Here is a 26,686-nt window from a genome sequence, read left to right on the forward strand (position 1 = left end):
CTGTACGCCTTACTCATCGGCGCCAGGTGATCTTTGCTGGAATGCCGGTACCTCAGGGCAACGGGAGTTTCTCCTGTTGCCCCAGAGGCTCCGGTGACAAGCCTAAAGCGTGTACTCGGAAGAGTTACTCGCCCTTGGCCTTCGCGATGATCTCCTCAGCGACGTTCCGGGGAACCTCGGCGTAGGAGTCGAACTGCATCGAGTAGCTGGCGCGACCCGAGGTCTTGCTGCGGAGGTCTCCGACGTAGCCGAACATCTCCGAAAGGGGCACGAGGCCCTTCACGACGCGAGCACCGTGACGCTCCTCCATGGCCTGGATCTGGCCACGGCGGGAGTTGATGTCACCGATGACGTCACCCATGTAGTCCTCGGGCGTGGTGACCTCGACGGCCATCATCGGCTCAAGGAGCACGGGAGAAGCCTTGCGCGCGGCCTCCTTGAAGGCCTGCGAGCCGGCGATCTTGAACGCGAGCTCGGAGGAGTCGACCTCGTGGTAGCCACCGTCGAGAAGCGTGACGCGAACGCCCGTCATCTCGTAGCCGGCCAGGATGCCGAACTGCATGGCCTCCTGCGCACCGGCGTCGACCGAAGGGATGTACTCCTTCGGGACGCGTCCACCGGTGACCTTGTTCACGAACTCGTACGCCGGACCGTCGGTCTCGGTGATGGGCTCGATCGCGATCTGCACCTTGGCGAACTGACCGGTACCACCGGTCTGCTTCTTGTGCGTGTAGTCGTGACGCTCGACGGCCTTGCGGATCGTCTCGCGGTACGCGACCTGCGGCTTGCCGACGTTGGCCTCGACCTTGAACTCGCGCTTCATACGGTCGACCAGCACCTCGAGGTGCAGCTCGCCCATACCGCCGAGGATGGTCTGGCCCGTCTCCTCGTCCGAGTGAACGTGGAAGGAGGGGTCCTCCTCCGCGAGACGCTGGATGGCGACACCCAGCTTCTCCTGGTCACCCTTGGACTTGGGCTCGATGGCGACCTGAATGACAGGGGCCGGGAAGTCCATGGACTCCAGGATCACCTGGTTCTTGTCGTCACACAGCGTCTCACCGGTGGTGGTCTGCTTCAGGCCCATGACGGCGACGATGTCGCCGGCGCCCACCGAGTCGATCTCCTCACGCTTGTTCGCGTGCATGCGGTAGATCTTGCCGATGCGCTCCTTCTTGCCCTTGACGGAGTTCAGCACCGCAGTGCCGGCCTCCAGGCGGCCCGAGTAAACCCGGACGAAGGTGAGCTTGCCGAGGTGCGGGTCGCTCATGATCTTGAACGCCAGCGCCGCGAGCGGCTCCTCGTCGGAAGGCTTGCGCTTCACGACGATCTCGGGGTCCTTGACGTCGTGGCCCTCGATGGCCTCGATGTCCAGGGGGGACGGCAGGTAGCGGACGACCGCGTCGAGCAGGGGCTGAACGCCCTTGTTCTTGAACGCCGTGCCACAGAACACCGCGGTGATCGTGGGCTCGCCCTTGCCCTTGCCGGAGCCGAGGATGATGCGACGGACGGCGGCGTGCAGCTGCTCCACGGACGGCTCGTCGCCGTTCAGGAAGAGCTCCATGATCTCGTCGTCGTTCTCGGCGACCGTCTCGACGAGCTTCCCGCGCCACTCTTCAGCGGCCTCGGTGTGCGTGTCGGGGATGTCGACGATGTCGTACATCTCGCCCTTGGTCGCCTCGGCGGACCAGACGAACGCCTTCATCGTGACGAGGTCGACGACACCCTGGAAGTCGGCCTCGGCACCGATGGGGAGCTGCATGACGATCGGGATCGCGCCGAGGCGGCTCTCGATCATGTCGACGCAGCGGTGGAACTCGGCGCCCGTACGGTCGAGCTTGTTGACGAAGCAGATGCGCGGCACGCCGTAGCGGTCCGCCTGACGCCAAACGGTCTCGGACTGCGGCTCCACACCGGCGACACCGTCGAACACGGTGACGGCGCCGTCGAGGACGCGGAGCGAACGCTCCACCTCGACGGTGAAGTCAACGTGACCCGGGGTGTCGATGATGTTGATGGTGTGGTCGACGTCCTCGAGCGGCCAGTGGCAGGTCGTCGCGGCGGACGTGATCGTGATGCCGCGCTCCTGCTCCTGCTCCATCCAGTCCATCGTGGCAGCGCCGTCGTGGACTTCACCGATCTTGTAAGACACACCGGTGTAGAACAGGATGCGCTCGGTGGTGGTCGTCTTGCCCGCGTCGATGTGGGCCATGATGCCGATGTTGCGCACCTTGGCCAGGTCAAGCGAAGTGGTAGCCATATCGGCTCAGTCTTCTCTCGGTCTCGATGGGGGTTGGGACTACCAGCGGTAGTGCGCGAAGGCCTTGTTGGACTCGGCCATCTTGTGCGTGTCCTCGCGCTTCTTGACAGCAGCGCCAAGACCGTTGGAGGCGTCGAGCAGCTCGTTCATGAGGCGCTCGGTCATGGTCTTCTCACGACGGGCGCGGGAGTAACCCACGAGCCAGCGGAGGGCCAGGGTCGACTGACGACCCGGCTTGACCTCGACGGGGACCTGGTAGGTCGCGCCACCGACACGGCGGGACTTGACCTCGAGGGACGGCTTGACGTTCTCCAGCGCGCGCTTCAGCGTGATGACCGGGTCGTTGCCGGTCTTCTCGCGGAGGCCTTCCATGGCGCCGTAAACGATGCGCTCGGCGGTGGAGCGCTTGCCGTTCAGGAGGATCTTGTTGATGAGCGACGTCACCAGAGGAGATGCGTAGACCGGGTCGATGATGACCGGGCGCTTCGGGGCGGGGCCCTTACGAGGCATTCTTACTTCTCCTTCTTGGCGCCGTAGCGGCTGCGGGCCTGCTTGCGGTTCTTGACAGCCTGGGTGTCAAGCGCACCGCGGATGATCTTGTAACGAACACCCGGCAGGTCCTTCACACGGCCACCACGCACGAGCACGATCGAGTGCTCCTGCAGGTTGTGTCCCTCACCCGGAATGTAAGCGGTGACCTCGATGCCGGAGGTCAGACGCACACGCGCGACCTTACGGAGCGCCGAGTTCGGCTTCTTCGGGGTGGTCGTGAACACACGCGTGCAGACGCCGCGACGCTGGGGCGAAGCCTCGAGCGCGGGGGTCTTTGTCTTCTCGACCTTGTCCTGCCGGCCCTTACGGACCAGCTGCTGGATCGTAGGCACTACTTCTCCGGTTTCTGTGTGCCGTGTAGTGAAACTAACCTGGAACTCCCCCGACCCACGCGGTCGGGTGTGTCGGAAGCTGCACGCTCTCACCGAAGTGAGGCAGGCGCAGATCGCGGTGTGTTCTTCTCGACTCTCCGCGGGGTCTTATGCACACGCGGGAGCCAGGGCACACCCCAGGCACAAGGTCAGAGCGTACCTACCTCACAGAGGTAGGTCAAAACAAATGCCCAGCACGAAAACCGACCGCGCGCAAGCGGGACGCGTCGGCCTTCTGCCGTGGAGCCCCGACGATCACCGGCCAGGGGGTCCTCCCCCCGGGGTACGGGGCGGCCCGTCCATGCCGGCCGCCCCACCCCGGCGACCTAAACTGGCGGCTTGCCGTCGAGCAGCAGGGAGCAGGACATTGGGGACCGTGGCACCGGAGCAGACCGCAGTCGGCGCTCCTCCCCCCGACCCCGTCCCCGGTCCGGCCCGGCGGCCCCGCCGCCGGGCCACCCGGCTGTACGGGCCGCTGCTCGCCTTCGTCGTCACCTCGGCCGCGTTCTGCGCGGCCTGGGTGGCGCGCGGCACCTTCCCCTTCGGCGACACCGGCCGCGCCCTCAACGACCAGGCCAACCAGTACGTGCCCTTCCACCGGGCGCTGTGGGACCTGGTCCACGGGCAGGCCGCCGGCGACCTGCTCTTCACCTGGCGGGGTGGCTTCGGACAGCAGTTCCTGTCCGACTACTACACCTACCTCGGCAACCCCTTCTCCTGGCTGGCCGTCCTCGTCCCGCGCGCCCACGTCGACCTGGCCGTCTTCGCGGTCACCCCGCTCACGATGGGCGCCGCCGCGGCCGTGATGACGGTGTACCTCGGCAAGCTGCACCCCGGCCCGTGGTGGCAGCGGGGCGTGCTCGGAGCCACGTACGGCCTGTGCGGCTGGGCGCTCAGCGACGCCTCGTACATCCCGATGTGGCTGTGGGGCCTGGTCGCGCTCCCGATGCTCGGCATCGCCGTCGAGTGGTGCCTGGAGGAGCGCCGCTGGCCGGGCGTGGCCCTGCTGGTCGCCCTGGCGTGGTTCGGGAACTTCTACACCGCGATGATGGCCACGATGGCCGCCTGCATCCTGCTGGCCATCCGCCTGAGCACCCGTGACATGACGGGCCGGCAGCGGCTGCGCACCGTGTGGCGGGCAGCGACGGCCGCCGGGACCGGGATCCTGCTGACGCTCCCGCTCCTCCTGCCGTCGTTCCTGTCCAGCGGGGCCGCGCAGCCCACCAAGGCCGCCGCCTTCGACCCCGTACGCGTCGAGGTCTTCTTCGCCGGCATGCTCCCGGCCACCCACCTGTGGGGCGGCCGGCCGCGCCTGTACGTGGCCTCGCTGGGCCTGATCCTGGCGGGGAGCTTCCTGCTGAACACCCGGGTCGCGAAGCGGACCCGCCTGGTGTGGGCGGCGGCGATCGTGCTGGTGCTCGCCTCCTTCCAGTTCCCGCCGACGCAGTTCGTCTGGCACGGGCTGGCGGTGCCGAACGGCAACCCGTACCGCGAGACCTTCGTCTTCAGCGGCATGGTGGTGATCGTCGCCTGGCTGGCGCTGGCGAACCGGCCGCGCCCCCTCCACCTGTCCCTGGCCGCCGCCCTGCTCGTCGCCGCCACCTTCGTCCTGCGCCACACCGACGACTTCGGCGGCTGGACCTGGCCCGCCGTGCTCGGCGGCGGCGCGGTCTCGCTGCTCGCGCTCCTGCTGCTCTCCCTGGGCAAGAAGCGCCGCCTCCTCGTCCCCGTGGCGGCGGCCCTGATGATCGGCGTGGTCTTCGCCGAGTCCACCGTCGCCGCGGCGAACGCCGACTCCCGGCGGGCCCGTGAGCGCTGGGCCAAGCCGATCTCCACCTCGAACCGGTCGATCACCGGCCACTTCGAGGCGGTCCGCGGCGTGGCCGGCTGGCCCGCGTACCGCACCGACCCGGGCGCACCGCAGACCTCGTACAACGACGCCCTCGCCCTGCGTGCGGAGGGCCCGCAGTACTACAGCAGCTATCTCCCGGAGGCCACGTACCAGGCCCTCGAACCCCTCGGCTACGGCTTCAAGAACGACGGCCGGACCTTCTTCGGCGCCGACAACCCGGTGCTCGACGCGATCTTCTCGATCGGCGCGCGGGTCCGCCCCGGGGCCGCCCCGGGCACCTGGACGGCCTCGAAGTTCCCCGCGCCCCCGCTCGTCACCGTCCGCACCGGCCCCTACGCCTCCCCCAACCCGGCCGACAGCGTCTACGCCCGCCAGGAGAACGTCCTGGGCGCGACCGTCTACCAGGTCCCCCAGGTGACCCGTGGGGGCAGCGCCACCGAGCAGACGTACGCCGCCCAGTGCGCCCCCGGCTCCGAGGCCTACTGGTTCTCCCCCGCCCTCTACGGGACCCTCGAGACGGGCGGCGCGCAGCACCGGCTGGAGGACGAGATGACCGGGGTCGTCCCCCTCGGCCCGGTCCCCGCCTCCGGCCGGATCGACGTGACGGTCCGGACGCGGACCCAGGACGCCGGCGCCGGCGAGCACCCGCTGGGCTGCCTGGACCGCCCGGCCCTCGACACCGCGGTCCGCCACCTCACCGCGACCGGCGCCACCGAGGTCACCACGGGCGGCCACTCCCTCGAGGCGACCCTCCCCCGGGACGCCTCCGGCACGGCGGTCGTGGCCGTGACCGACGTCCCCGGCTGGGAGTGCTCCGCCCCGGCCAGGAGCTTCCACGGCCTGCTCGCCGTGGACCTCCCTCCGGGCACCCACAAGCTCTCCTGCACCTTCACCCCCAAGGGCCTCACCCCGGGCCTCGCAGCCGGCACCCTCGGCCTGATGATCCTCATCGGCGCGACGGCCCCCGCCCTCCTCCGCCGCCGCCGCGCCTGAGCCCGCCCGGGGTCCCCGTGAACCCGGGAACGAGGAAACCCCCCGCCGCTCCTCTCGGAGCGACGGGGGGTTTCTTCATACGAGCTGTCAGCCGTTGTACGGGCCGTAGTCGTAGTCCTCCAGCGGGACAGCCTGGCCGGAGCCGGTGCCGAAGGGCGAGTAGTCGATGTCGTCGTAACCGACGGCCGAGTACATCGCGGCCTTGGCTTCCTCGGTGGGCTCGACCCGGATGTTGCGGTAGCGGGCGAGGCCCGTACCGGCCGGGATGAGCTTACCGATGATGACGTTCTCCTTGAGGCCGATGAGGCTGTCGGACTTGGCGTTGATCGCCGCATCCGTCAGGACTCGGGTCGTCTCCTGGAAGGAGGCGGCCGACAGCCAGGATTCCGTCGCCAGCGAGGCCTTGGTGATACCCATCAGCTGCGGACGGCCGGAGGCGGGGTGACCGCCCTCGGTGACCACACGACGGTTCTCGGTCTCGAACTTCGACCGCTCGACCAGCTCGCCCGGCAGGAGCTCCGCGTCGCCGGACTCGATGATCGTCACGCGGCGCAGCATCTGCCGGATGATGATCTCGATGTGCTTGTCGTGGATCGACACGCCCTGCGAGTTGTAGACCTTCTGGACTTCGCCGACCAGGTGGACCTGGACGGCACGCTGACCGAGGATGCGCAGCACGTCGTGCGGGTTGGTGGCACCCATGGTGAGCTTCTGGCCCACCTCGACGTGGTCGCCCTCGTGCACGATGACCTTGGCGCGCTTCGAGATCGGGAACGCCGTCTCGTCGCTGCCGTCGTCGGGCGTGATGACGATCTTCTTCGTCTTCTCGGTCTCCTCGATCCGCACGCGGCCGGCGGCCTCGGAGATCGGGGCGACACCCTTCGGGGTACGGGCCTCGAAGAGCTCGACGACACGCGGCAGACCCTGCGTGATGTCGTCACCGGCCACACCACCGGTGTGGAAGGTACGCATCGTCAGCTGGGTACCGGGCTCACCGATGGACTGGGCGGCGATGATGCCGACCGCCTCACCGATGTCGACCAGCTTGCCGGTGGCGAGCGAGCGTCCGTAGCAGAAGGCACAGGTGCCGACCGCGGACTCACAGGTCAGGACCGAGCGGGTCTTGACCTCCTCGACGCCGTTGGCGACCAGGGCGTCGATCAGGACGTCACCGAGGTCGACGTTGGCCGGCGCGATGACCTTGCCGTCGATGACGACGTCCTCGGCCAGCATGCGGGCGTAGATCGAGGTCTCGACGTCGTCGGCCTTGCGCAGCACGCCGTCCTCGCCGCGAACGGCGATCTTCAGCTTCAGACCGCGCTCGGTGCCACAGTCCTCCTCGCGGATGATCACGTCCTGCGAGACGTCCACCAGACGACGGGTCAGGTAACCCGAGTCGGCGGTACGCAGGGCGGTGTCCGCCAGACCCTTACGGGCACCGTGCGTGGAGATGAAGTACTCCAGAACGGTGAGGCCCTCACGGAAGGACGCCTTGATCGGACGCGGGATGGTCTCGTTCTTCGCGTTCGACACCAGACCACGCATACCGGCGATCTGTCGCATCTGCATCATGTTTCCTCGGGCACCCGAGTCAACCATCATGAAGATGGGGTTCGTCTTGGGGAAGTTCGCGTTCATCGCCTCGGCAACCTCGTTGGTCGCCTTGGTCCAGATCGCGATGAGCTCCTGCGTGCGCTCGTCCTTGGTGATCAGACCGCGCTCGTACTGCTTCTGGACCTTCTCGTCCTGCGCCTCGTAACCCGCGACGATGGCCTTCTTGGCCTCGGGCACGACGACGTCGGAGATGGCCACGGTGACGCCCGAACGGGTCGCCCAGTGGAAGCCGGCCGCCTTCAGGTTGTCGAGCGTCGCCGCCACGATGACCTTGGGGTAGCGCTCCGCCAGGTCGTTGACGATCTCGGAGAGCTGCTTCTTGCCCACCGAGTAGTCGACGAACGGGTAGTCCTCGGGCAGCAGCTCGTTGAAGAGCGCGCGGCCCAGGGTCGTCTTCAGACGGAAGCTGTCGCCCGGCTGGAACTCCTGCTCGCCCTCCTCGGCGACCGGCGGCACCCAGCCACGCGGCGGGATGGTGCCCACCGGGAAGCGGATGTCGACGGACGACTGGAGCGCCAGCTCGCCGTTGTCGAACGCCATGGTCGCCTCGGCCGTGGAGCCGAACGCGCGGCCCTCGCCCTTGGTGTCACGGAGCTCACCGTCGGTGGTCAGGAAGAACAGACCGAGGACCATGTCCTGGGTCGGCATCGTGACCGGACGGCCGTCGGCCGGCTTGAGGATGTTGTTCGAGGACAGCATCAGGATGCGGGCCTCGGCCTGCGCCTCCGCGGAGAGCGGCAGGTGCACGGCCATCTGGTCACCGTCGAAGTCCGCGTTGAACGCGGTGCAGACGAGCGGGTGGATCTGGATGGCCTTGCCTTCGACCAGCTGGGGCTCGAAGGCCTGGATGCCGAGGCGGTGCAGCGTGGGCGCACGGTTCAGGAGGACCGGGTGCTCGGCGATGACCTCTTCGAGCACGTCGTACACGACCGTGCGGCCGCGCTCGACCATGCGCTTCGCCGACTTGATGTTCTGCGCGTGGTTCAGGTCGACCAGGCGCTTCATCACGAACGGCTTGAAGAGCTCCAGCGCCATGGCCTTCGGCAGACCACACTGGTGCAGCTTCAGCTGGGGACCGACGACGATGACGGAACGCGCGGAGTAGTCCACGCGCTTGCCGAGGAGGTTCTGACGGAATCGACCCTGCTTGCCCTTCAGCATGTCGCTGAGGGACTTCAGGGGACGGTTGCCGGGACCGGTCACCGGACGACCACGACGACCGTTGTCGAAGAGGGCGTCGACGGCCTCCTGGAGCATGCGCTTCTCGTTGTTCACGATGATCTCGGGGGCACCGAGGTCGAGAAGGCGCTTCAGGCGGTTGTTGCGGTTGATCACGCGGCGGTACAGGTCGTTCAGGTCGGAGGTCGCGAAGCGGCCACCGTCCAGCTGCACCATCGGACGCAGGTCCGGCGGGATCACCGGCACGCAGTCCAGAACCATGCCCTTGGGCTTGTTGCTGGTCTGCAGGAACGCGGAGACGACCTTGAGGCGCTTGAGCGCACGGGTCTTCTTCTGGCCCTTGCCGGTACGGATGATCTCGCGGAGGCGCTCGGCCTCCTCCTCGAGGTCGAAGGACTCCAGGCGCTTCTGCAGCGCGGCGGCGCCCATGCAGCCGTCGAAGTACGTGCCGAAGCGGTCACGCAGCTCGCGGTAGAGCAGCTCGTCGCCCTCGAGGTCCTGGACCTTGAGGTTCTTGAAGCGGGCCCACACCTCGTCGAGGCGGTCGATCTCGCGCTGGGCGCGGTCACGGAGCTGCTTCATCTCGCGCTCGGCACCTTCGCGCACCTTGCGGCGTACGTCGGCCTTCGCGCCCTCGGCCTCGAGCTCGGCCAGGTCGGTCTCGAGCTTCTTGGCACGGCCTTCGAGGTCCGCGTCACGGCGGTTCTCGATCTGCTGGCGCTCGACGGAGACGTGCGCCTCCAGCGACGGGAGGTCGCGGGTGCGACGCTCGTCGTCGACGAACGTGATCATGTACGCGGCGAAGTAGATGACCTTCTCGAGGTCCTTCGGCGCGAGGTCCAGCAGGTATCCGAGGCGCGACGGGACGCCCTTGAAGTACCAGATGTGGGTGACGGGAGCGGCAAGCTCGATGTGGCCCATCCGCTCGCGGCGCACCTTGGCGCGCGTGACCTCGACGCCACAACGCTCACAGATGATGCCCTTGAAGCGGACACGCTTGTACTTGCCGCAGTAGCACTCCCAGTCCCGGGTAGGACCGAAGATCTTCTCGCAGAAGAGTCCGTCCTTCTCAGGCTTGAGGGTGCGGTAGTTGATGGTCTCCGGCTTCTTGACCTCGCCGTGCGACCAGGTTCGGATGTCGTCCGCGGTGGCAAGGCCAATCCGCAGCTCGTCGAAGAAGTTGACGTCGAGCACTGTGCGTCAATCCCTCTTTCGGGGTCGAGTCTCAATCATGGTCTGAACGGTCCCGGGGATGACGGGGGGCTCTTGAGCGAGCCCCCCGTCAGGCCCGTCAGACCTCTTCGACGCTGCTCGGCTCGCGCCGGGACAGGTCGATACCGAGCTCCTCCGCCGCGCGGAAGACGTCCTCGTCGGTGTCGCGCATCTCGATGGACATGCCGTCCGAGGACAGCACCTCCACGTTGAGGCAGAGCGACTGCATTTCCTTGATGAGCACCTTGAAGGACTCGGGAATGCCCGGCTCGGGGATGTTCTCGCCCTTGACGATGGCCTCGTAGACCTTCACGCGGCCGGTGACGTCGTCGGACTTGATGGTCAGCAGCTCCTGGAGGGCGTAAGCGGCGCCATAAGCCTCGAGCGCCCACACCTCCATCTCACCGAAGCGCTGGCCACCGAACTGAGCCTTACCACCCAGCGGCTGCTGCGTGATCATGGAGTACGGACCGGTCGACCGAGCGTGGAGCTTGTCGTCGACCAGGTGGTGGAGCTTGAGGATGTACATGTACCCGATCGAGATCGGGTCCGGGAACGGCTCGCCGGAGCGGCCGTCGAACAGACGCGCCTTGCCGGACGGGAGGACCAGGCGGTCACCGTCGCGGTTCGGGATGGTGTGCTCGAACAGGCCCGCGAGCTCGTCCTCACGCGCACCGTCGAACACCGGGGTGGCGACGTTGGTGCCCGGCGCGACCTTGTCGGCGCCGATGACCTTCAGCCGCTCGGCCCATTCCTCGCCGAGCCCGGAGACGTCCCAGCCGCGGCTGGCGAGCCAGCCGAGGTGGATCTCCAGGACCTGTCCCGGGTTCATTCGGGACGGGACACCCAGCGGGTTCAGGATGATGTCGACCGGCGTGCCGTCTTCAAGGAAGGGCATGTCCTCGATCGGAAGGATCTTGGAGATGACACCCTTGTTGCCGTGGCGGCCGGCGAGCTTGTCACCGTCGGTGATCTTGCGCTTCTGGGCGACGTAGACGCGGACCAGCTGGTTCACGCCCGGAGGAAGCTCGTCGCCCTCCTCGCGGTCGAAGACGCGGACACCGATGACCTTGCCGATCTCACCGTGAGGGACCTTGAGCGAGGTGTCACGCACCTCGCGGGCCTTCTCACCGAAGATCGCGCGGAGCAGGCGCTCCTCCGGGGTCAGCTCGGTCTCACCCTTGGGCGTGACCTTGCCGACCAGGATGTCGCCGGCGACGACGTCCGCACCGATGCGGATGATGCCGCGCTCGTCGAGGTCCGCGAGGACCTCCTCGGAGACGTTCGGGATGTCCCGGGTGATCTCCTCGGGGCCGAGCTTGGTGTCACGGGCGTCGACCTCGTGCTCCTCGATGTGGATCGAGGAGAGGACGTCGTCCTGCACGAGGCGCTGCGACAGGATGATCGCGTCCTCGTAGTTGTGACCTTCCCACGGCATGAACGCGACGAGCAGGTTCTTGCCGAGGGCCATCTCGCCCTCTTCGGTCGCCGGTCCGTCGGCGAGGACCTGGGACTCGATGATCCGGTCGCCCTCGTTGACGATGACCTTCTGGTTGACCGAGGTGCCCTGGTTCGAGCGGGAGAACTTGGCGACGCGGTACGTGGTGTACGTGCCGTCGTCGTTGGCGACGGTGATGTAGTCGGCCGAGACCTCCTGGACGACACCGTCCTTCTCCGCACGGATCGAGTCACCGGCGTCGACCGCACAGCGGTACTCCATGCCGGTGCCGACGAGCGGGGCCTCCGCCTTGATGAGCGGAACGGCCTGGCGCATCATGTTCGCGCCCATGAGGGCACGGTTGGCGTCGTCGTGCTCCAGGAAGGGGATCATCGCGGTCGCGACGGACACCATCTGGCGCGGGGAGACGTCCATGTAGTCGACGTCGTCGCCGGCGATGTAGTCGATCTCGCCGCCACGACGGCGCACCAGCACGCGGTTCTCGGTGAAGCGCATGTCCTCGGACAGGCCGGCGTTGGCCTGGGCGATGACGAAGCGGTCTTCCTCGTCGGCCGTCAGGTAGTCGACCTCGTCGGTGACGACGCCGTCGATGACCTTGCGGTACGGGGTCTCCACGAAGCCGAACGCGTTGACGCGGCCGTAGGAGGCGAGCGAGCCGATCAGACCGATGTTCGGGCCTTCAGGGGTCTCGATCGGGCACATGCGGCCGTAGTGCGACGGGTGGACGTCACGGACCTCGAAGCCGGCCCGCTCACGGGACAGACCGCCGGGGCCCAGCGCCGACAGGCGGCGCTTGTGGGTCAGGCCCGAGAGCGGGTTGTTCTGGTCCATGAACTGCGACAGCTGGCTGGTGCCGAAGAACTCCTTGATGGAGGCGACGACCGGCCGGATGTTGATCAGGGTCTGCGGCGTGATCGCCTCGACGTCCTGCGTGGTCATCCGCTCGCGGACGACGCGCTCCATACGAGCCAGACCCGTGCGGACCTGGTTCTGGATGAGCTCGCCGACGTTGCGCAGACGACGGTTGCCGAAGTGGTCGATGTCGTCGGTCTCGACCACGATCGAACGGCCGGACTCGCCGGTCGTCTCGGTCTCACCCGCGTGCAGCTTCACCAGGTACTTGATCGTCGCGATGACGTCGTCGGTGGTGAGCACACCGGCGTCGAGCGGCTCGTCGGCGCCGAGCTTCTTGTTCACCTTGTAGCGGCCGACCTTGGCGAGGTCGTAGCGCTTCGGGTTGAAGTAGAGGTTCTCGAGCAGCGTCTGAGCGGCCTCGCGGGTCGGCGGCTCGCCCGGGCGCAGCTTGCGGTAGATGTCGAGCAGCGCGTCGTCCTGACCCTGGGTGTGGTCCTTCTCCAGGGTGGCGCGCATGGACTCGTACTCGCCGAACTCCTCGAGGATCTGCTCGGTGGTCCAGCCGAGAGCCTTCAGGAGGACGGTGACGGACTGCTTGCGCTTGCGGTCGATGCGGACACCGACCATGTCGCGCTTGTCGATCTCCATCTCCAGCCAGGCACCCCGGGACGGGATGATCTTGGCGGAGAAGATGTCCTTGTCGGACGTCTTGTCGATGGAGGAGTCGAAGTAGACACCGGGGGAGCGGACAAGCTGCGACACGACGACACGCTCGGTGCCGTTGATGACGAAGGTGCCCTTGTTGGTCATGAGCGGGAAGTCGCCCATGAAGACCGTCTGAGACTTGATCTCTCCGGTCTCGTTGTTCGTGAACTCGGCCGTGACGAACAGCGGAGCCGCGTACGTGAAGTCGCGCTCCTTGCACTCGTCGACAGAGTTCTTCGCCGGCTCGAAACGGTGGTCGCGGAAGGTCAGCGACATCGACCCGGAGAAGTCCTCGATCGGCGAGATCTCCTCGAAGATCTCTTCCAGACCGGACTTGGTGGGGACGTCCTGTCCACTCTCAAGCGCCGACTCGACGCGAGACTTCCAGGCAGCATTGCCGAGAAGCCAGTCAAAGCTCTCGGTCTGCAGCGCCAGGAGGTTCGGAACCTCGAGGGGCTCCTTGATCTTTGCAAAGGAGATGCGCAGCGGGGCGGTGCTGGCACCGTTGTTCGTATTGGTCGAGGCGTTGCGCGAGGCGGCCAAGAGGGGGTCCTTCCGAGGGCTCGGACTCACTACGCGCGTACCGGTCCCAGCAGACACAGAAGACAAGCCCCCCAAATCCAGCTGAAAGGCCAGGTCAGGGCGGATCAATCAAGTGTGCTCAAGCGTGGGCATGTCCCTGGCGACGGGCAGGGGACAGCTAACAGGCAGCGCAAAGGGTCAGTGTAGCCACTTGGCTCACTGATGTCCAGACCAGGTTTCCGGAAACCGGCAACAGGCCTTCCCTGACTCGTTCCACCAACGCAGTGTCCATCCGACCCTGCGTCCAACGCGTGCGGCTCTCGTACACAGAGCGCGTATCAGTACTGCCCTCTTCGTAGTCGATCCATGCCTCGGATCTCGGATCGAGGCGGTCGACCTCTCGACGGGTCTGAGAATGCTGCGCCGCGTCCCGTTCGTCAAGGCCCCCTGCTCCGAGCGGATCATCTTCGGACCCTGCGTCGAGGCAACGATGATCACCCTACTCCCCAACGAGACCAGGGCAAGTCAGGCACTGCGGGTACGCCAAAGGGCGACCACCCTTACGGGTGATCGCCCTTGGTTGAGGCCCCAGAGGGGCCTCAGAGGTGTTACTTGACCTCGACAGCCGCGCCGGCAGCCTTGAGGGACTCGGCGGCCTTGTCAGCGGCCTCCTTGGCGACCTTCTCGAGGACCGGCTTCGGAGCGCCGTCCACGAGGTCCTTGGCCTCCTTCAGACCCAGGGAGGTCAGCTCGCGCACGACCTTGATGACCTGGATCTTCTTGTCGCCGGCACCGGTGAGGATGACGTCGAACTCGTCCTGCTCCTCGGCGGCCTCGGGGGCAGCGCCACCGGCGGCGGGGCCGGCAACGGCGACGGCCGCGGCGGCGGTGACGTCGAACTTCTCCTCGAAGGCCTTCACGAACTCGGAGAGCTCGATGAGGGTCATCTCCTCGAACTGGGCGAGGAGGTCGTCCTGAGAGAGCTTCGCCATGATGGGCGATCCTTCCACTAATTCGGCAGGTGCCGGATGTATATAGAGGCGGGCGTAACGGCCCGCTACGACCCACGCACTAGGCGGCGTGGATCAGTGCGCGAGCCGAATTACTCGGCACCGCCCTGCTCGGCGAGCTTGACGCGAAGCGCTTCCGCGGTGCGGACGAACTTCGACGGCAGCGCCTGGAAGAGCGAGGCAGCCTGAGACTGCTTGCCCTTGAACGCGCCGGCCAGCTTGCTGAGCAGAACCTCGCGGGACTCGAGGTCCGCAAGCTTCTTGATCTCATCGGCGGTGAGCGCCTTACCATCAAGGACACCCGCCTTGATGATGAGATTCGGGTTGTCCTTGGCGAAGTCACGCAGGCTCTTCGCCGACTCCACCGGGTCACCGGTGATGAAGGCGACCGCGGTCGGACCAGCGAAGTGCTCGTCCAGCGCGGTGATCCCGGCCTGGTTGGCCGCAATCTTGGTCAGCGTGTTCTTCACCACGGCGTACTGGGCGTTCTCACCGAGCGAACGACGCAGCGTCTTGAGCTGCGCGACGGTGAGACCCCGGTACTCGGTCAGCACGGCGGCGTTCGAGCTCTGGAACTGGTCCGTGAGCTCGGCTACCGCGGCAGCCTTGTCGGGCCTTGCCATAGAGCGTCGGCCTCCTTCCGGGTGATGAGGACCGCTCAGAAGGGGCTGAACAAAACGAAACGCCCCGGCGCAAGCGCACGGGGCTTAAGCTCGACCGAATCACTCCGGGAGCTTTTCCACGAACACCTGCGCAGGACGTCCGCACTCAGCGGATCCTTCGGCCACCGCACCCTTGCGGGCACGGCAACGACCAGCGGTCTTTGGCTTCTCCGGAAGAGTACGTGAAGGCCGCCAGTCGAGGCAAATCGCCTCGGGCCCGGCCGCCCCGCGGGGTGCCGGGACCGGCCGCGGGAGCCGCCGGGGGCGCCTCAGGAGCCGCCGAGACCGCCCAGGCCGGCGTCCCGCAGCGTCTTGTCGGCCTCCTTCAGGTCCGCGTCGACGTCCTTCAGCTTCTGGTCCGTCTCCTTCAGGCTCTCGCGGGTGTCCTTGAGGCTCTGGTCGGTGTCCTTGAGGCTGTCCTCCAGGTCGACGACCTGGTCGGCCGGCGGGGCCTGGACCGGGGCGGCCTTGCCGAAGTCCGTGAACTTCGCCGTGGTCTTCGTCGAGCCGCTGCCGTCCGTGCTCACGCTGTCGACGCGGACGGGGTAGCCGTCCTTGTCGATCCACAGGTCCACCTCGACGCTCTTGACGTGCTTCACGGACTCGTGGAGGTACTGGCGGTTCTTCTCCTCCATGACCTTGGTGGACTCGTCCGCCTTGAGCAGGTCCTCGTTCGTGAGGGTGCCCTTGTAGTGCTGGGCGTCGATGCCGTCGGCCTTCTCGGCCCCGACGTGGGTCACCTTCTCCTGGCCCAGCAGCATCGCGAGGTACTCGGCCGGGTCGTCGTTCAGCCGGACCCCCGGCTTGCCGTCCTTGGCCAGGTTCATCTTCATCCAGGTCTTGCCCTTGAGGGGCTTGTCCAGCTGGGTGTAGATGAGGTCCTCAATCATGATCGAGCGGGCCTCGGGCCGCTCGCCCTTCAGCAGCAGGTCGTGGCTGGAGGGGTACCAGCCCTTCGTGCCGGACTGGGTGCTGGTCTTGCCGTCGGCCCCGACGATGGACAGCTCCGCCTTGGCGAACTTGGCCGCCACCGTCTTCAGGTAGGACGCCTTCACGGCCTCCGCGGGCGCGTGCGCCTTCGCGTCCGCCCCGTGGCCCCCCTCGGCCGTGCCGCTGCCCCCGTCGGCCTGGTCGCCGCCGCAGGCCGTGAGGCCGCCCACGAGCAGTGCAATACCCGCGATCGCGATGCCGGCTCGGGTCCGGACAGCCTTGTGCATGTGTTCTCCCCCATGATCGTGCGTCGAAGTCAACGCGACCCTACGTTCCCCCTCGGCCGGATCTCGCCCCCATTACGCCCGTATCGGGGGACATGTGGCCCGAAACACGGAAACGGGCCCCTCGCCGCCCTGTGAAGGGGGCGAGGGGCCCGTTCAGCCACTCAGCGAGCCGTCAGGCTCAGACAGCAGCCGGGTCTTCCTCGACGAGGAGGTTCCGGGTGCGGTTCGAGTCCAGCTGGATGCCGGGACCCATCGTGGTGCTCAGGGCGGCCTTCTTGATGTAGCGGCCCTTCGCGGCGGACGGCTTCAGACGAAGGATCTCGTCGAGGGCCGCGCCGTAGTTCTCGACCAGCTGCTCATCGGAGAAGGAGACCTTGCCGATGATGAAGTGCAGGTTCGAGTGCTTGTCGACGCGGAACTCGATCTTGCCACCCTTGATCTCGGTGACGGCCTTCGCGACGTCCATCGTGACGGTGCCGGTCTTCGGGTTCGGCATGAGGCCACGGGGACCGAGCACGCGGCCGAGGCGGCCGACCTTGCCCATGAGGTCCGGGGTGGCCACAACGGCGTCGAACTCGTTCAGGCGGTTGCCCTTGGCGATCTCGTTGATCAGCTCGTCGTCGCCGACAATGTCGGCGCCGGCGGCTTCCGCGGCCGCAGCACGGTCACCGGTCGCGAAGACCAGGACCCGGGCGGTCTTGCCGGTGCCGTGCGGGAGGTTCACGGTGCCACGCACCATCTGGTCGGCCTTGCGCGGGTCGACGCCCAGGCGGAAGGCGACCTCGACGGTGCTGTCGAACTTGGTCGCGGAGGTCTCCTTGGCGAGACGGACGGCCTCGAGCGGGGCGTACAGCTTCTCCCGGTCGACCTTGGCGTCCGCAGCGCGGAGAGTCTTGCTGCGCTTCACTTCTGCTCCTGTGTGTTTTCTTCAGGCGTGGAGTCGTGGTGCGGACCAGCGCTTGGTCCTACCACTGGTGGTGCTGGAGGGGGCTGGATCAGCCTTCGACGGTGATGCCCATCGAACGCGCGGTGCCGGAAATGATCTTCACGGCGGCGTCGATGTCGTTGGCGTTCAGGTCGGGCATCTTCAGCTCGGCGATCTCCTTGACCTGGGCGGCCGTGAGCTTGGCGACCTTGGTCTTGTGGGGCTCGCCGGAGCCCTTCTCCACGCCCGCGTGCTTCAGGATGAGGCGCGCGGCCGGCGGAGTCTTGGTGATGAAGGTGAAGGAACGGTCGTCGTAGACCGTGATCTCCACCGGCACGACCATGCCGCGCTGCGACTCGGTCGCGGCGTTGTAGGCCTTGCAGAACTCCATGATGTTGACGCCGTGCTGACCGAGCGCGGGGCCGACCGGCGGAGCCGGGTTGGCCGCACCGGCCTTGATCTGGAGCTTGATGAGCCCCGTGATCTTCTTCTTCTTGGGAGGCATTGCTCTCTCCGGGTCCTAGTGAGAGTTTTTCGCCGCCAACCGGTCATCCGGATGGAGGCATACCGCACCACGATAACGGGTATCGGTGCGGGGCTGAAAACCGAGCAGGTCAGACCACCCTTTACGGGGCGATCTGACCTGTCCGGAAGCGTTGTCTCAGAAGATCAGTTCTTCTGGATCTGGTCGAAGCTGAGCTCGACCGGGGTCTCGCGACCGAAGATCTCGACGAGGCCCTTGACCTTCTTCGAGTCGGGGTTGATCTCGTTGATCGTCGCCTGCAGCGTCGCGAACGGGCCGTCGGTGACGGTGACCGAGTCGCCGACCTCGAAGTCCAGGACCTCGATGGTGCGCTTGACGGCGGGCGCCGGCAGACCGGCGGCCTCCGCGGCGGCCTTGTCGGCCTTCTCCTTGGCCTCCGGCGCGAGCATCTTGACGATCTCGTCCAGGGTCAGCGGGTACGGGTCGTACGCGTTGCCGACGAAGCCGGTGACGCCGGGGGTGTTGCGGACGACGCCCCAGGACTCGTTCGTCAGATCCATGCGGACGAGAACGTAACCGGGCAGCTTGTTCTGCCGGACGTTCTTGCGCTCGCCGTTCTTGATCTGGACGATCTCTTCCTCGGGCACCTCGGCCTGGTAGATGAACTCCTCGACGTTCAGCGAGACGGCGCGCTGCTCCAGGTTGGCCTTCACGCGCTTCTCGTAGCCCGCGTAGGTGTGGATCACGTACCACTCGCCGGGAAGCAGACGGAGCTCGTCGCGCAGGGCCTGGACCGGGTCCACGGGCTCGGCGGGCTCGACCGGGGCGGCCTCTTCGGCCTCCGCGCCGTCAGCCTCGGCCTCGACGTCCGCCTCGACCTCGTCGGCGGCCTCTTCGAACTCGGCGTCGTCCTCGATCTCGGCGTCGTCCTCGATCTCGCCCTCGACGTGCAGCGCGGCCTCTTCGGCGGGGACACCCGCCTTGGCGTCGGCGTGCTCGGCCTCATCGGGGTCCACAGCGTCTGCCGCCTCGACGATGTCGAGCTCGTCCTCGACGGACTCGACGGAGTCGTGGCTCGCGTTCAGGTTCGGGTCAGACACGGTGGCTGCTTCTTCCTGGATACAAAAGGTGGTGGAACATGCGAAAACGGGCGACACCCATCAAGGCGCCGCCCTCCGCGGGGATCAGCCGAAGACGAACTTGATGGCTTTTTCGAACCCAAAGTCAATCACGGTCACGAGACCGATCATGATGACGACGAAGACAATCACCACGGTGGTGTACGTCGTGAGCTGGTTGCGAGTGGGCCAGACAACCTTGCGGAGTTCCGCGACGATCTGGCGGTAGAAAAGCGCGAGCCGGCCCAGAGGGCCCTTCTTGCCGCGCTTGCCGCCCTTGCGGGCCTTCTTCTCGCGCGTCTCGTCCTCGGCGTCAGGCATGTCGATGGAGCCCAGGGCGTCCGTCACGTCTCTCACCTGAATCCGGGTCGTGGCCGTACCGCGCCCGGTTGCGCCGCACGGCGTTGCATCTAAGTACGTACCTGCGCACACACGTCCGAGAAGGAGTGTGGAGCAGGGCCGGAGGGACTCGAACCCCCAACCGCTGGTTTTGGAGACCAGTGCTCTACCAATTGAGCTACGACCCTTTGTGTCCCCCAACCTACCGCATCCGGGCGAGTGCACGGAGTGCTCACGCTTTGCAGCGGCTGGCGAGGTCCAACGACAGGTGAGTGTACGTGAACTGAACCGTGACGTCGAACAGCACCCGGGCTGACATGCCCAGGTCGTCGTCCGGAGGGCGTTCGTGGGCGTCCGTCCCCTGTCCCGTGCGGCTCCGGTCCGATGACTGAAACGGTGTGCGGCGCTTCTTTGCCGTCTGGGACGATTGCTCGCATGACCTCTGCAACGCCTTCCTCCGAGCGCCGGGTGTCCGCCCGTATCGGCGCCATTTCCGAGTCCGCCACCCTCGCCGTCGACGCCAAGGCCAAGGCCCTCAAGGCCGCCGGGCGCCCGGTGATCGGCTTCGGTGCCGGCGAGCCCGACTTCCCGACCCCGGACTACATCGTCGAGGCCGCGGTCGAGGCCTGCCGCAACCCGAAGTACCACCGCTACACGCCGGCCGGCGGCCTGCCCGAGCTGAAGGCCGCGATCGCCGCCAAGACGCTCCGCGACTCCGGCTACGAGGTCGACGCGTCGCAGGTCCTCGTGACCAACGGCGGCAAGCAGGCGATCTACGAGGCCTTCGCGGCCATCCTGGACCCGGGTGACGAGGTCATCGTCCCGGCTCCGTACTGGACCACCTACCCGGAGTCCATCCGTCTCGCCGGCGGTGTCCCGGTCGAGGTCGTCGCCGACGAGACCACCGGCTACCGCGTCTCCGTCGAGCAGCTCGAAGCGGCCCGCACCGAGCGCACCAAGGTCGTCCTCTTCGTCTCCCCGTCCAACCCGACGGGCGCGGTCTACAGCGAGGCCGACGCCGAGGCCATCGGCCGCTGGGCCGCCGACAAGGGCCTGTGGGTCCTGACCGACGAGATCTACGAGCACCTCGTCTACGGCGACGCGAAGTTCGTCTCCCTCCCGGCGATCGTCCCCGAGCTGGCCGACAAGTGCATCGTCGTCAACGGCGTCGCCAAGACGTACGCGATGACCGGCTGGCGCGTGGGCTGGATCATCGGCCCGAAGGACGTGGTCAAGGCCGCGACGAACCTGCAGTCGCACGCCACCTCCAACGTCTCCAACGTGGCCCAGGTCGCGGCGCTCGCCGCCGTCTCCGGCAACCTGGAAGCCGTGCACGAGATGCGCACCGCGTTCGACCGCCGCCGCCAGACGATCGTGCGGATGCTGAACGAGATCGAGGGCGTGGTCTGCCCGACCCCCGAGGGCGCGTTCTACGTGTACCCCTCGGTCAAGGCGCTCCTCGGCAAGGAGATCCGCGGCAAGCGCCCGCAGAGCTCCGTGGAGCTCGCCGCCCTGATCCTCGACGAGGTCGAGGTCGCGGTCGTCCCCGGCGAGGCCTTCGGCACGCCGGGTTACCTGCGCCTGTCCTACGCCCTGGGCGACGAGGACCTGGTCGAGGGCGTCTCCCGCGTCCAGAAGCTCCTCGCGGAGGCCAAGGCCTAGGCCTGACGCGCCCGCAGCCGGACCTGAGCGGCGTCTCCCCCGTACGGGGGCGGCGCCGCTCAGCCACATCCGGCGCTCCCCACGTCCCGCTCTCGCGTTCGGGCAAGCCCCCAAAAGGTAAAACCCCCTCCCGCCGAGCGCAGCGGTACGGCAGGATCAACAAATGGAGCACGCACGCGATCTCACGCTTCTGCCGAAAGCCCACCTCCACCTGCACTTCACCGGGTCGATGCGACCATCGACCCTCCTGGAGCTCGCCGACAAGTACGGGGTGCGCCTCCCGGACGCCCTCACCGCCGGCGAGCCCCCGAAGCTCCGCGCCACCGACGAGCGCGGCTGGTTCCGCTTCCAGCGGCTCTACGACGCCGCCCGCTCCTGCCTCCGCGAGCCCGACGACATTCGCCGCCTCGTGCGCGAAGCCGCGGAGGAGGACGTACGGGACGGCAGCGGCTGGCTGGAGATCCAGGTGGATCCCACCTCCTACGCCCCCCTGCTCGGCGGCATGATCCCGGCCGTCGAGATCATCCTCGACGCCGTCGACGCGGCCTCCCGCGAGACCGGCCTCGGCATGCGGGTCCTCATCGCCGCGAACCGCATGAAGCACCCGCTCGACGCCCGGACCCTGGCCCGCCTCGCCGTCCGCTACGCCGACCGCGGGGTCGTCGGCTTCGGGCTCTCCAACGACGAGCGCCGCGGCATGGCCCGTGACTTCGACCGGGCCTTCGCCATCGCCCGCGAGGGCGGCCTCCTCGCCGCCCCGCACGGCGGCGAGCTCACCGGCCCGGCCTCCGTCCGCGACTGCCTCGACGATCTGCACGCCGCCCGCATCGGGCACGGCGTGCGGGCCGCGGAGGATCCCCGGCTGCTGAAGCGGCTCGCCGACCGCCAGATCACCTGCGAGGTCTGCCCGGCCTCCAACGTCGCCCTCGGGGTGTACGAACGCCCCGAGGACGTCCCGCTGCGCACCCTCTTCGAGGCCGGGGTGCCGATGGCGCTGGGCGCGGACGACCCGCTGCTGTTCGGGTCCCGGCTCGCCGCCCAGTACGAGATCGCCCGCCGCCACCACGGCTTCACGGACCCGGAGCTCGCCGAGCTGGCCCGCCAGTCGGTCCGCGGCTCGGCCGCGCCCGCCGACGTACAGGAGAAGCTGCTGGCCGGGATCGACCACTGGCTCACCGCGTGAGCCGCAGGTCCCCCTCGTAGCAGTCGGCCCGCACCCGGTGCCCGTCCTGGAAGCCGATCTCCAGGTGGGTGCGGCCCTGCTCGGGCAGTGCGAATTCGGCGACCGAGGCGACGGTCTCGCCGAGGTGGCGCAGGAAGGGGTGGTCGCCGAGGTCCTCGCCGACCTCGATGCGGCCCCATTCCCCCATGTCGTACGGCTCGTGGGGCGGGGCCGACTCGACGATGAGGCACTGGTCGGACCCGGTGGTGATCCGGATCGTGTCGCCGACGCTGTCGATCAGCCACACGTCGAGGGGTGCCTCGGAGCGTTCGCCGTCGCTGATGTGCCAGGACGCGACGACTCTGCTGAGCGTGCGCCCCACGAGACGGGTGGGGTCCGTACCGGCCCCGTGCAGGGGACAGAGCATGGGCGGCCGGGACTCCTCAGATGCTGACGCCGACCGTCACCGGTTCGTTGACCAGGGTGACGCCGAAGGCCGCGTGGACGCCCGCGACGACCTCGCGGGCCAGGGCGAGGAGGTCCTCGGTGGTGGCCTCGCCGCGGTTGGTGAGGGCGAGGGTGTGCTTGGTGGAGATGCGCGCGGGGCCGGTGCCGTAGCCCTTGGTGAAGCCGGCCTTGTCGATCAGCCAGGCCGCGCTGGTCTTCGTACGGCCGTCGCCGGCGGGGTAGGCGGGCGGGGCGGTGTCGGGGCCGAGGCGGTCCTGGACGCGGGCGAGGAAGGCGGCGTACGCCTCGGCGGTCAGGATCGGGTTGTGGAAGAAGGAGCCGGCCGACCAGGTGTCGTGGTCGGCGGGGTCGAGGACCATGCCCTTCCCGGCGCGCAGGCGCAGCACGGTCTCGCGTGCGGTGGCGGCCGGGACCCGCTCGCCGGCCTCGACGCCGAGGGCGCGGGCGGTCTCGGGGTACTTGATCGGCGCGGACAGGCCGCCCGCGTCCTCCAGGGCGAAGCGCACGCGCAGGACGACGTACCGCTCGGGCTGGTCCTTGAAGGTGCTGTTGCGGTACCGGAAGGCGCACTCGGCGGCGGTCAGGGTGACCGTCTCGCCGGTGGTGCGGTCGTAGGCGACGACCTCGGTGATGGTGTCGCAGACCTCCTGGCCGTACGCCCCGACGTTCTGGATGGGCGTGGCACCGGCCGAGCCGGGGATTCCGGCGAGGCACTCGACGCCCGCGAGGCCGGCGTCGACGGTGCGGGCGACGGCGTCGCTCCAGTTCTCGCCGGCCGCGAGCTCCAGGGTGGTGCCGTCCAGGACGAAGCCGGTGGTCGCGATGCGCAGGGCGGTGCCGTCGAAGCCCTTGTCGCCGATGACCAGGTTGCTGCCGCCGCCGATGACCAGGAGCGGGGTGCCGCTCTCGTCCGCGGCGCGCACGGCGGCGACGACCTCGGCGTCGGTGGTCGCGGTGACCAGGCGGGCAGCGGGGCCACCGAGACGGAAGGTGGTCAGCGGGGCGAGGGGGGCGTCGTGGAGTTCCTGCACGGGGACAAGAGTACGGTCCGTGCCCCTCGCATCCCTGCGGGGCCACGGACCGTGCCTCACGAGGCGGCCTTCTGTTCGGCCAGCCGGCGCTCGGCCTCCTCCCAGCCGATGGGCAGCTGGTCGGCGCGCACGGTCCAGAAGGTGAAGGTCGATTCCTTCATGAACGCGGCGGCCGCGCGGGAGCTGGACCGGTGCGGCTCGCTTCCCGCGAACCGGTAGAGCGCGTCCCGGTCCTCCCAGGCGGAGAGGGTGAGGAAGGTGCGCCGCAGGACGCGGGCCCGCAGGGCGACCCCGTGGGCGCCGGAAGCCCCGCGGATCTGCCGGACGATGCCGGGGGCCTTGAGGAAGAACCTGACGGCGCCGGCGAGGGTGGCGGTCTCGAAGCGGGAGGCCATGACGTGGACCTCGGCGTCGGGGGCCGCCTGGGTGGGGGTGGACCAGGGGATGTCGGGCATGGCGGGCGCTCCTTCACGATGATGCGTACGGATCTTCGTGCGCGGGGGTGCTGCGGTTCTCGCGGCCACCTCCCGCGCGGCCCCCGGCCGGCGAGCGGGGTCGGGCGCGGTCAGCCGGCGGCGGGCACCTTTTCGAGGGGCGCGACCTGATCGACGGCGGCGGGGGCCGCGGAGGGCTTCGGCCGGCGCGGCAGGAGCAGGGCGAAGGCGGCGGCCAGGGCGACGGCGCCGGCGCCGATCCACAGGGCGGGGACGGTGCCGTCGGTGAAGGCCTGCGGGGATTCGTAGCCGCCCTGGGCGGAGAAGACCGAGGCCAGGACGGCGACGCCGAGGGCTCCGCCGACCTCGCGGAGGGCGTTGTTGGCGCCGGAGGCCTTGCCCTGGTCGGCGGGGGCCACGGTGGACATCAGGACGTTGGCGGCCGGGGCGAAGTAGAGGGCCATGCCGATCCCGCTGAGGATCAGCGGCGGCAGCTGGGCGGCGTACGAGACGTCCGTGCTGAGGACCGCCGCGAACCAGCCGAGGCCGAGGGCCTGGAAGGCGAGCCCGGCGGCGACGACGGGGCGGCCGCCGATGCGGTCGGAGAGGATGCCGGCCAGCGGGGCGACGATCATCGGCATGCCGGTCCAGGGGAGCATGCGCAGGCCGGCCTCGGTGGGCGAGTAGCCGGCGACACCCTGGAGGAACTGGCTGAGCAGGAAGATCGAGCCGAACATGCCCAGGAACATCAGCAGGCTGGCGATGTTGATCCCGAGGAAGCCGCGGTTCTGGAAGAGCCGCATGGGGAGCATGGGGTTGGCGTTGTTGAAGCCGTGGTGGATGAAGCCGCCGACGAGCGCGGCGCCGACGATCAGGCCGGTGAGGACGGGGGCGCTGGTCCAGCCCTCGGAGTTGGCGTTGACCAGGGCGTAGACGATGCCGAAGAGGCCACCGCTGATGAGCAGGGTGCCGGGGATGTCGAGCCGGGATCCGGGGGCGGTGGACTCGGCGAGTCGCAGGCGGGCGAGCGGTATCAGCGCCAGCCCGATCGGGACGTTCAGCCAGAAGATCCACTGCCAGGAGATGTGCTCGGTGAGGCTGCCGCCGATCAAGGGCCCGCTGGCGACGGCGAGGCCGGTGACGGCTCCGTAGATCCCGAGGGCCATGCCGCGCCGGGCGGCCGGTACGGCGGCGGTGAGCAGGGTGAGGGTGAGCGGCATCATGACCGCGGCGCCGACGCCCTGGACGGCGCGGGCGGCGATGAGCGCGTCGATGCCGGGCGAGAGCGCGGCCGCGGCGGAGGCGCCGGTGAAGACGGCGAGGCCGGCGATGAAGAGCCGGCGGCGGCCGAAGCGGTCGCCGAGGGCGGCGCCGAACATCAGGAGGACGGCGAAGGTGAGCGTGTACGCGTTCACCGTCCACTCCAGGTCCTCCAGCCGGCCGCCGAGGTCCTCGCGGATGGCGGGGAGGGCGGTGGTGACGACCAGGTTGTCGAGCGCGGCCATGAAGCTGGCCGTGCCGGTGAGGATGAGGGCCCAGATGGCGGGTCCTCGGAGCTTGGTGTCCGTGTCCTGCGTGTTCACGATTCCCCCTGCGACTTGTTAGTTATTGCTGACTAACTTCCGTGCCCATGGAAATGCGCGCGAGCGGATCTCGCGCGCCCTCACTTCTCCAGGCGCCCCTTGGCGCGGGCCGACGGATAGAGACCTTCCCAGACCCGGTGCTCGGGCGGGAACCCCATGGCGGCGAGAGTATTGATCAACATCCCGTACGCCATGAAGGTCGTGGTCTCACTGACGTCCCCACCGAAGGGCACGTGGACCGTGTCCCAGAGCTCCATCCAGCCCTTGCGCACGAGCTCGCCGAGCTCGTGGTCCCCGGCCGCCTCGGCGGCGGCGACGGTGACGTACATCTGGAGCTGCATCTGGAGCTTGTCGGGATCCTCGGCGATCAGCCGGGTGTAGGCGTTCGCCATGGCATGGGTGGCCTCCTCGCCGTGCAACCCTTCGGCGGCTTCGGCGAAAACGGCCCGCGTATCCCTCAGGCAGCGCTCGGCCGCGGCGAGGAAGATGGCGGGCTTGTTCGGGAAGAGCCGGAAGAGATACGGCTGCGAAACGCCCACCCGCTTGGCGATCGCCTCGGTGGAGGTCCCGTAGTAACCCCCACGCGCGAACTCGTGCATCGCCGCACGAATCACGCTCTCCCGCCGCTCATCTGCACTCATCCTTGCCATGCCCTCAAGTTAGTGCTCAATCACTAACTTAGTCAAGGCCGCAGACCGAGGCTCCAAGAGACCACGCAGCACTGGATCCCAGCCCAGGCCGACGGCCAGCCGCCGAGCCGACCGAAGCGGGTAGCGATCGACGGCGGCCTATGCCCAGCCCAGGACGGCGGGCAGCCGCCGAGCCGACCGAAGCGCGTAGCGATCCGGGGCGCACCCGGACCCCACCCCGGCCGGAGGTCACGGACGTGCCCGCCTCCCGCCCGCCCGCCCGGCCCGTCCCTTCGGGGGTTTCCCGGCTGTCTTCGTGTTTTCGTGGCGGGTCGGTCGGTCAAGGGTGGCCGCAGGCCATCGCGCAGCGACGCGACGAAGGAGCGCCCTT

Annotated in this window: 20 protein-coding genes and 1 tRNA gene; 3 read left to right on the forward strand and 18 right to left on the reverse strand. The window is 68.2% G+C overall.

Annotated features, from left to right (window positions below):
* Nucleotides 1–124: 124 nt before the first annotated feature.
* From fusA to rpsL, 3 genes are read right to left on the reverse strand one after another with little or no spacing between them, the layout of a single operon-like run.
* On the reverse strand, nucleotides 125–2,257 hold the full coding sequence (fusA, locus tag ACFYP3_RS14250; RefSeq protein ID WP_362851956.1) for an elongation factor G: 2,133 nt from the start codon (nucleotides 2,255–2,257) through the stop codon (nucleotides 125–127).
* Between the two features lie 39 nt (nucleotides 2,258–2,296).
* The gene (gene rpsG / locus ACFYP3_RS14255; protein ID WP_007265894.1) at nucleotides 2,297–2,767 is read right to left on the reverse strand and encodes a 30S ribosomal protein S7; all 471 of its coding nucleotides are present in this window, start codon (nucleotides 2,765–2,767) and stop codon (nucleotides 2,297–2,299) included.
* A gap of 2 nt (nucleotides 2,768–2,769) precedes the next feature.
* Nucleotides 2,770–3,141, reverse strand: a complete 372-nt coding sequence (rpsL, locus tag ACFYP3_RS14260; RefSeq protein ID WP_007265893.1) for a 30S ribosomal protein S12 — start codon at nucleotides 3,139–3,141, stop codon at nucleotides 2,770–2,772.
* Nucleotides 3,142–3,556: 415 nt separating this feature from the next.
* Here rpsL and ACFYP3_RS14265 point away from each other — a divergent pair, with 415 nt between their 5' ends.
* Nucleotides 3,557–6,025 (forward strand): YfhO family protein, encoded by a 2,469-nt coding sequence (locus ACFYP3_RS14265; RefSeq protein WP_388831416.1) that lies wholly within the window; start codon nucleotides 3,557–3,559, stop codon nucleotides 6,023–6,025.
* An 87-nt stretch (nucleotides 6,026–6,112) separates the two neighbouring features.
* Here the strand turns inward: ACFYP3_RS14265 and ACFYP3_RS14270 are convergent, their stop codons facing one another.
* From ACFYP3_RS14270 to ACFYP3_RS14315, 10 genes are all read right to left on the reverse strand, one after another.
* A complete protein-coding gene (locus ACFYP3_RS14270; RefSeq protein WP_388831418.1) occupies nucleotides 6,113–10,012 on the reverse strand; it encodes a DNA-directed RNA polymerase subunit beta' in 3,900 nt (1,299 codons plus the stop codon).
* Nucleotides 10,013–10,109: 97 nt separating this feature from the next.
* The gene (gene rpoB / locus ACFYP3_RS14275) at nucleotides 10,110–13,592 is read right to left on the reverse strand and encodes a DNA-directed RNA polymerase subunit beta (RefSeq protein ID WP_030710308.1); all 3,483 of its coding nucleotides are present in this window, start codon (nucleotides 13,590–13,592) and stop codon (nucleotides 10,110–10,112) included.
* Between the two features lie 587 nt (nucleotides 13,593–14,179).
* A complete protein-coding gene (gene rplL, locus ACFYP3_RS14280; RefSeq protein ID WP_030710306.1) occupies nucleotides 14,180–14,563 on the reverse strand; it encodes a 50S ribosomal protein L7/L12 in 384 nt (127 codons plus the stop codon).
* A 110-nt stretch (nucleotides 14,564–14,673) separates the two neighbouring features.
* Entirely contained in the window at nucleotides 14,674–15,204 is a 531-nt protein-coding gene (gene rplJ / locus ACFYP3_RS14285; RefSeq protein WP_030710304.1) for a 50S ribosomal protein L10, read from the reverse strand.
* Nucleotides 15,205–15,512: 308 nt separating this feature from the next.
* Nucleotides 15,513–16,460 (reverse strand): hypothetical protein, encoded by a 948-nt coding sequence (locus ACFYP3_RS14290; RefSeq protein ID WP_388831421.1) that lies wholly within the window; start codon nucleotides 16,458–16,460, stop codon nucleotides 15,513–15,515.
* Between the two features lie 178 nt (nucleotides 16,461–16,638).
* Entirely contained in the window at nucleotides 16,639–17,367 is a 729-nt protein-coding gene (gene rplA, locus ACFYP3_RS14295) for a 50S ribosomal protein L1 (RefSeq protein ID WP_030710300.1), read from the reverse strand.
* Nucleotides 17,368–17,455: 88 nt separating this feature from the next.
* On the reverse strand, nucleotides 17,456–17,890 hold the full coding sequence (rplK, locus tag ACFYP3_RS14300) for a 50S ribosomal protein L11 (protein WP_030710298.1): 435 nt from the start codon (nucleotides 17,888–17,890) through the stop codon (nucleotides 17,456–17,458).
* Nucleotides 17,891–18,054: 164 nt separating this feature from the next.
* Nucleotides 18,055–18,969 (reverse strand): transcription termination/antitermination protein NusG, encoded by a 915-nt coding sequence (gene nusG, locus ACFYP3_RS14305; RefSeq protein WP_388831424.1) that lies wholly within the window; start codon nucleotides 18,967–18,969, stop codon nucleotides 18,055–18,057.
* Nucleotides 18,970–19,053: 84 nt separating this feature from the next.
* Entirely contained in the window at nucleotides 19,054–19,335 is a 282-nt protein-coding gene (gene secE, locus ACFYP3_RS14310) for a preprotein translocase subunit SecE (protein ID WP_030388883.1), read from the reverse strand.
* A gap of 106 nt (nucleotides 19,336–19,441) precedes the next feature.
* Nucleotides 19,442–19,514, reverse strand: a tRNA-Trp gene (locus ACFYP3_RS14315).
* 247 nt (nucleotides 19,515–19,761) lie between these two features.
* On the opposite strand from ACFYP3_RS14315, the gene ACFYP3_RS14320 reads away from it, so the two are divergent.
* Both ACFYP3_RS14320 and ACFYP3_RS14325 read left to right on the forward strand, forming a co-directional pair.
* Nucleotides 19,762–20,988 carry a pyridoxal phosphate-dependent aminotransferase gene (locus ACFYP3_RS14320; protein ID WP_388831426.1) on the forward strand — a complete coding sequence of 409 codons (1,227 nt, stop codon included), beginning with the start codon at nucleotides 19,762–19,764 and terminating at the stop codon, nucleotides 20,986–20,988.
* 163 nt (nucleotides 20,989–21,151) lie between these two features.
* Entirely contained in the window at nucleotides 21,152–22,171 is a 1,020-nt protein-coding gene (locus ACFYP3_RS14325; RefSeq protein WP_388831428.1) for an adenosine deaminase, read from the forward strand.
* On the opposite strand, the gene ACFYP3_RS14330 is transcribed toward ACFYP3_RS14325, so the two are convergent.
* From ACFYP3_RS14330 to ACFYP3_RS14350, 5 genes are all read right to left on the reverse strand, one after another.
* Entirely contained in the window at nucleotides 22,161–22,577 is a 417-nt protein-coding gene (locus ACFYP3_RS14330; RefSeq protein ID WP_388831430.1) for a hypothetical protein, read from the reverse strand. The genes ACFYP3_RS14325 and ACFYP3_RS14330 overlap by 11 nt on opposite strands.
* 16 nt (nucleotides 22,578–22,593) lie before the next feature.
* The gene (locus ACFYP3_RS14335; RefSeq protein WP_388831432.1) at nucleotides 22,594–23,709 is read right to left on the reverse strand and encodes a UDP-N-acetylmuramate dehydrogenase; all 1,116 of its coding nucleotides are present in this window, start codon (nucleotides 23,707–23,709) and stop codon (nucleotides 22,594–22,596) included.
* Entirely contained in the window at nucleotides 23,706–24,104 is a 399-nt protein-coding gene (locus ACFYP3_RS14340) for a DUF3291 domain-containing protein (RefSeq protein WP_388831434.1), read from the reverse strand. The genes ACFYP3_RS14335 and ACFYP3_RS14340 overlap by 4 nt, the downstream gene beginning before the upstream one ends.
* Before the next feature lie 110 nt (nucleotides 24,105–24,214).
* A complete protein-coding gene (locus ACFYP3_RS14345; RefSeq protein ID WP_388831436.1) occupies nucleotides 24,215–25,666 on the reverse strand; it encodes a DHA2 family efflux MFS transporter permease subunit in 1,452 nt (483 codons plus the stop codon).
* 80 nt (nucleotides 25,667–25,746) lie between these two features.
* Entirely contained in the window at nucleotides 25,747–26,316 is a 570-nt protein-coding gene (locus tag ACFYP3_RS14350) for a TetR/AcrR family transcriptional regulator (protein WP_388831438.1), read from the reverse strand.
* Nucleotides 26,317–26,686: the final 370 nt, after the last annotated feature.

Source organism: Streptomyces sp. NPDC005533 (assembly GCF_042871845.1).
Classification (GTDB): Bacteria; Actinomycetota; Actinomycetes; order Streptomycetales; family Streptomycetaceae; genus Streptomyces.

What these genes read in the sequence shown, in the direction of transcription:
- ACFYP3_RS14320 (WP_388831426.1), top strand. Translation starts at nt 19,762, where the DNA reads ATGACCTCTGCAACGCCTTCCTCCGAGCGCCGGGTGTCCGCCCGTATC.
- rpsG (WP_007265894.1), bottom strand. Translation starts at nt 2,767, where the DNA reads ATGCCTCGTAAGGGCCCCGCCCCGAAGCGCCCGGTCATCATCGACCCG.
- ACFYP3_RS14350 (WP_388831438.1), bottom strand. Translation starts at nt 26,316, where the DNA reads ATGGCAAGGATGAGTGCAGATGAGCGGCGGGAGAGCGTGATTCGTGCG.
- rplK (WP_030710298.1), bottom strand. Translation starts at nt 17,890, where the DNA reads ATGCCTCCCAAGAAGAAGAAGATCACGGGGCTCATCAAGCTCCAGATC.
- rplJ (WP_030710304.1), bottom strand. Translation starts at nt 15,204, where the DNA reads ATGGCAAGGCCCGACAAGGCTGCCGCGGTAGCCGAGCTCACGGACCAG.
- ACFYP3_RS14290 (WP_388831421.1), bottom strand. Translation starts at nt 16,460, where the DNA reads ATGCACAAGGCTGTCCGGACCCGAGCCGGCATCGCGATCGCGGGTATT.
- ACFYP3_RS14340 (WP_388831434.1), bottom strand. Translation starts at nt 24,104, where the DNA reads ATGCCCGACATCCCCTGGTCCACCCCCACCCAGGCGGCCCCCGACGCC.
- fusA (WP_362851956.1), bottom strand. Translation starts at nt 2,257, where the DNA reads ATGGCTACCACTTCGCTTGACCTGGCCAAGGTGCGCAACATCGGCATC.
- ACFYP3_RS14330 (WP_388831430.1), bottom strand. Translation starts at nt 22,577, where the DNA reads ATGCTCTGTCCCCTGCACGGGGCCGGTACGGACCCCACCCGTCTCGTG.
- ACFYP3_RS14325 (WP_388831428.1), top strand. Translation starts at nt 21,152, where the DNA reads ATGGAGCACGCACGCGATCTCACGCTTCTGCCGAAAGCCCACCTCCAC.
- rplL (WP_030710306.1), bottom strand. Translation starts at nt 14,563, where the DNA reads ATGGCGAAGCTCTCTCAGGACGACCTCCTCGCCCAGTTCGAGGAGATG.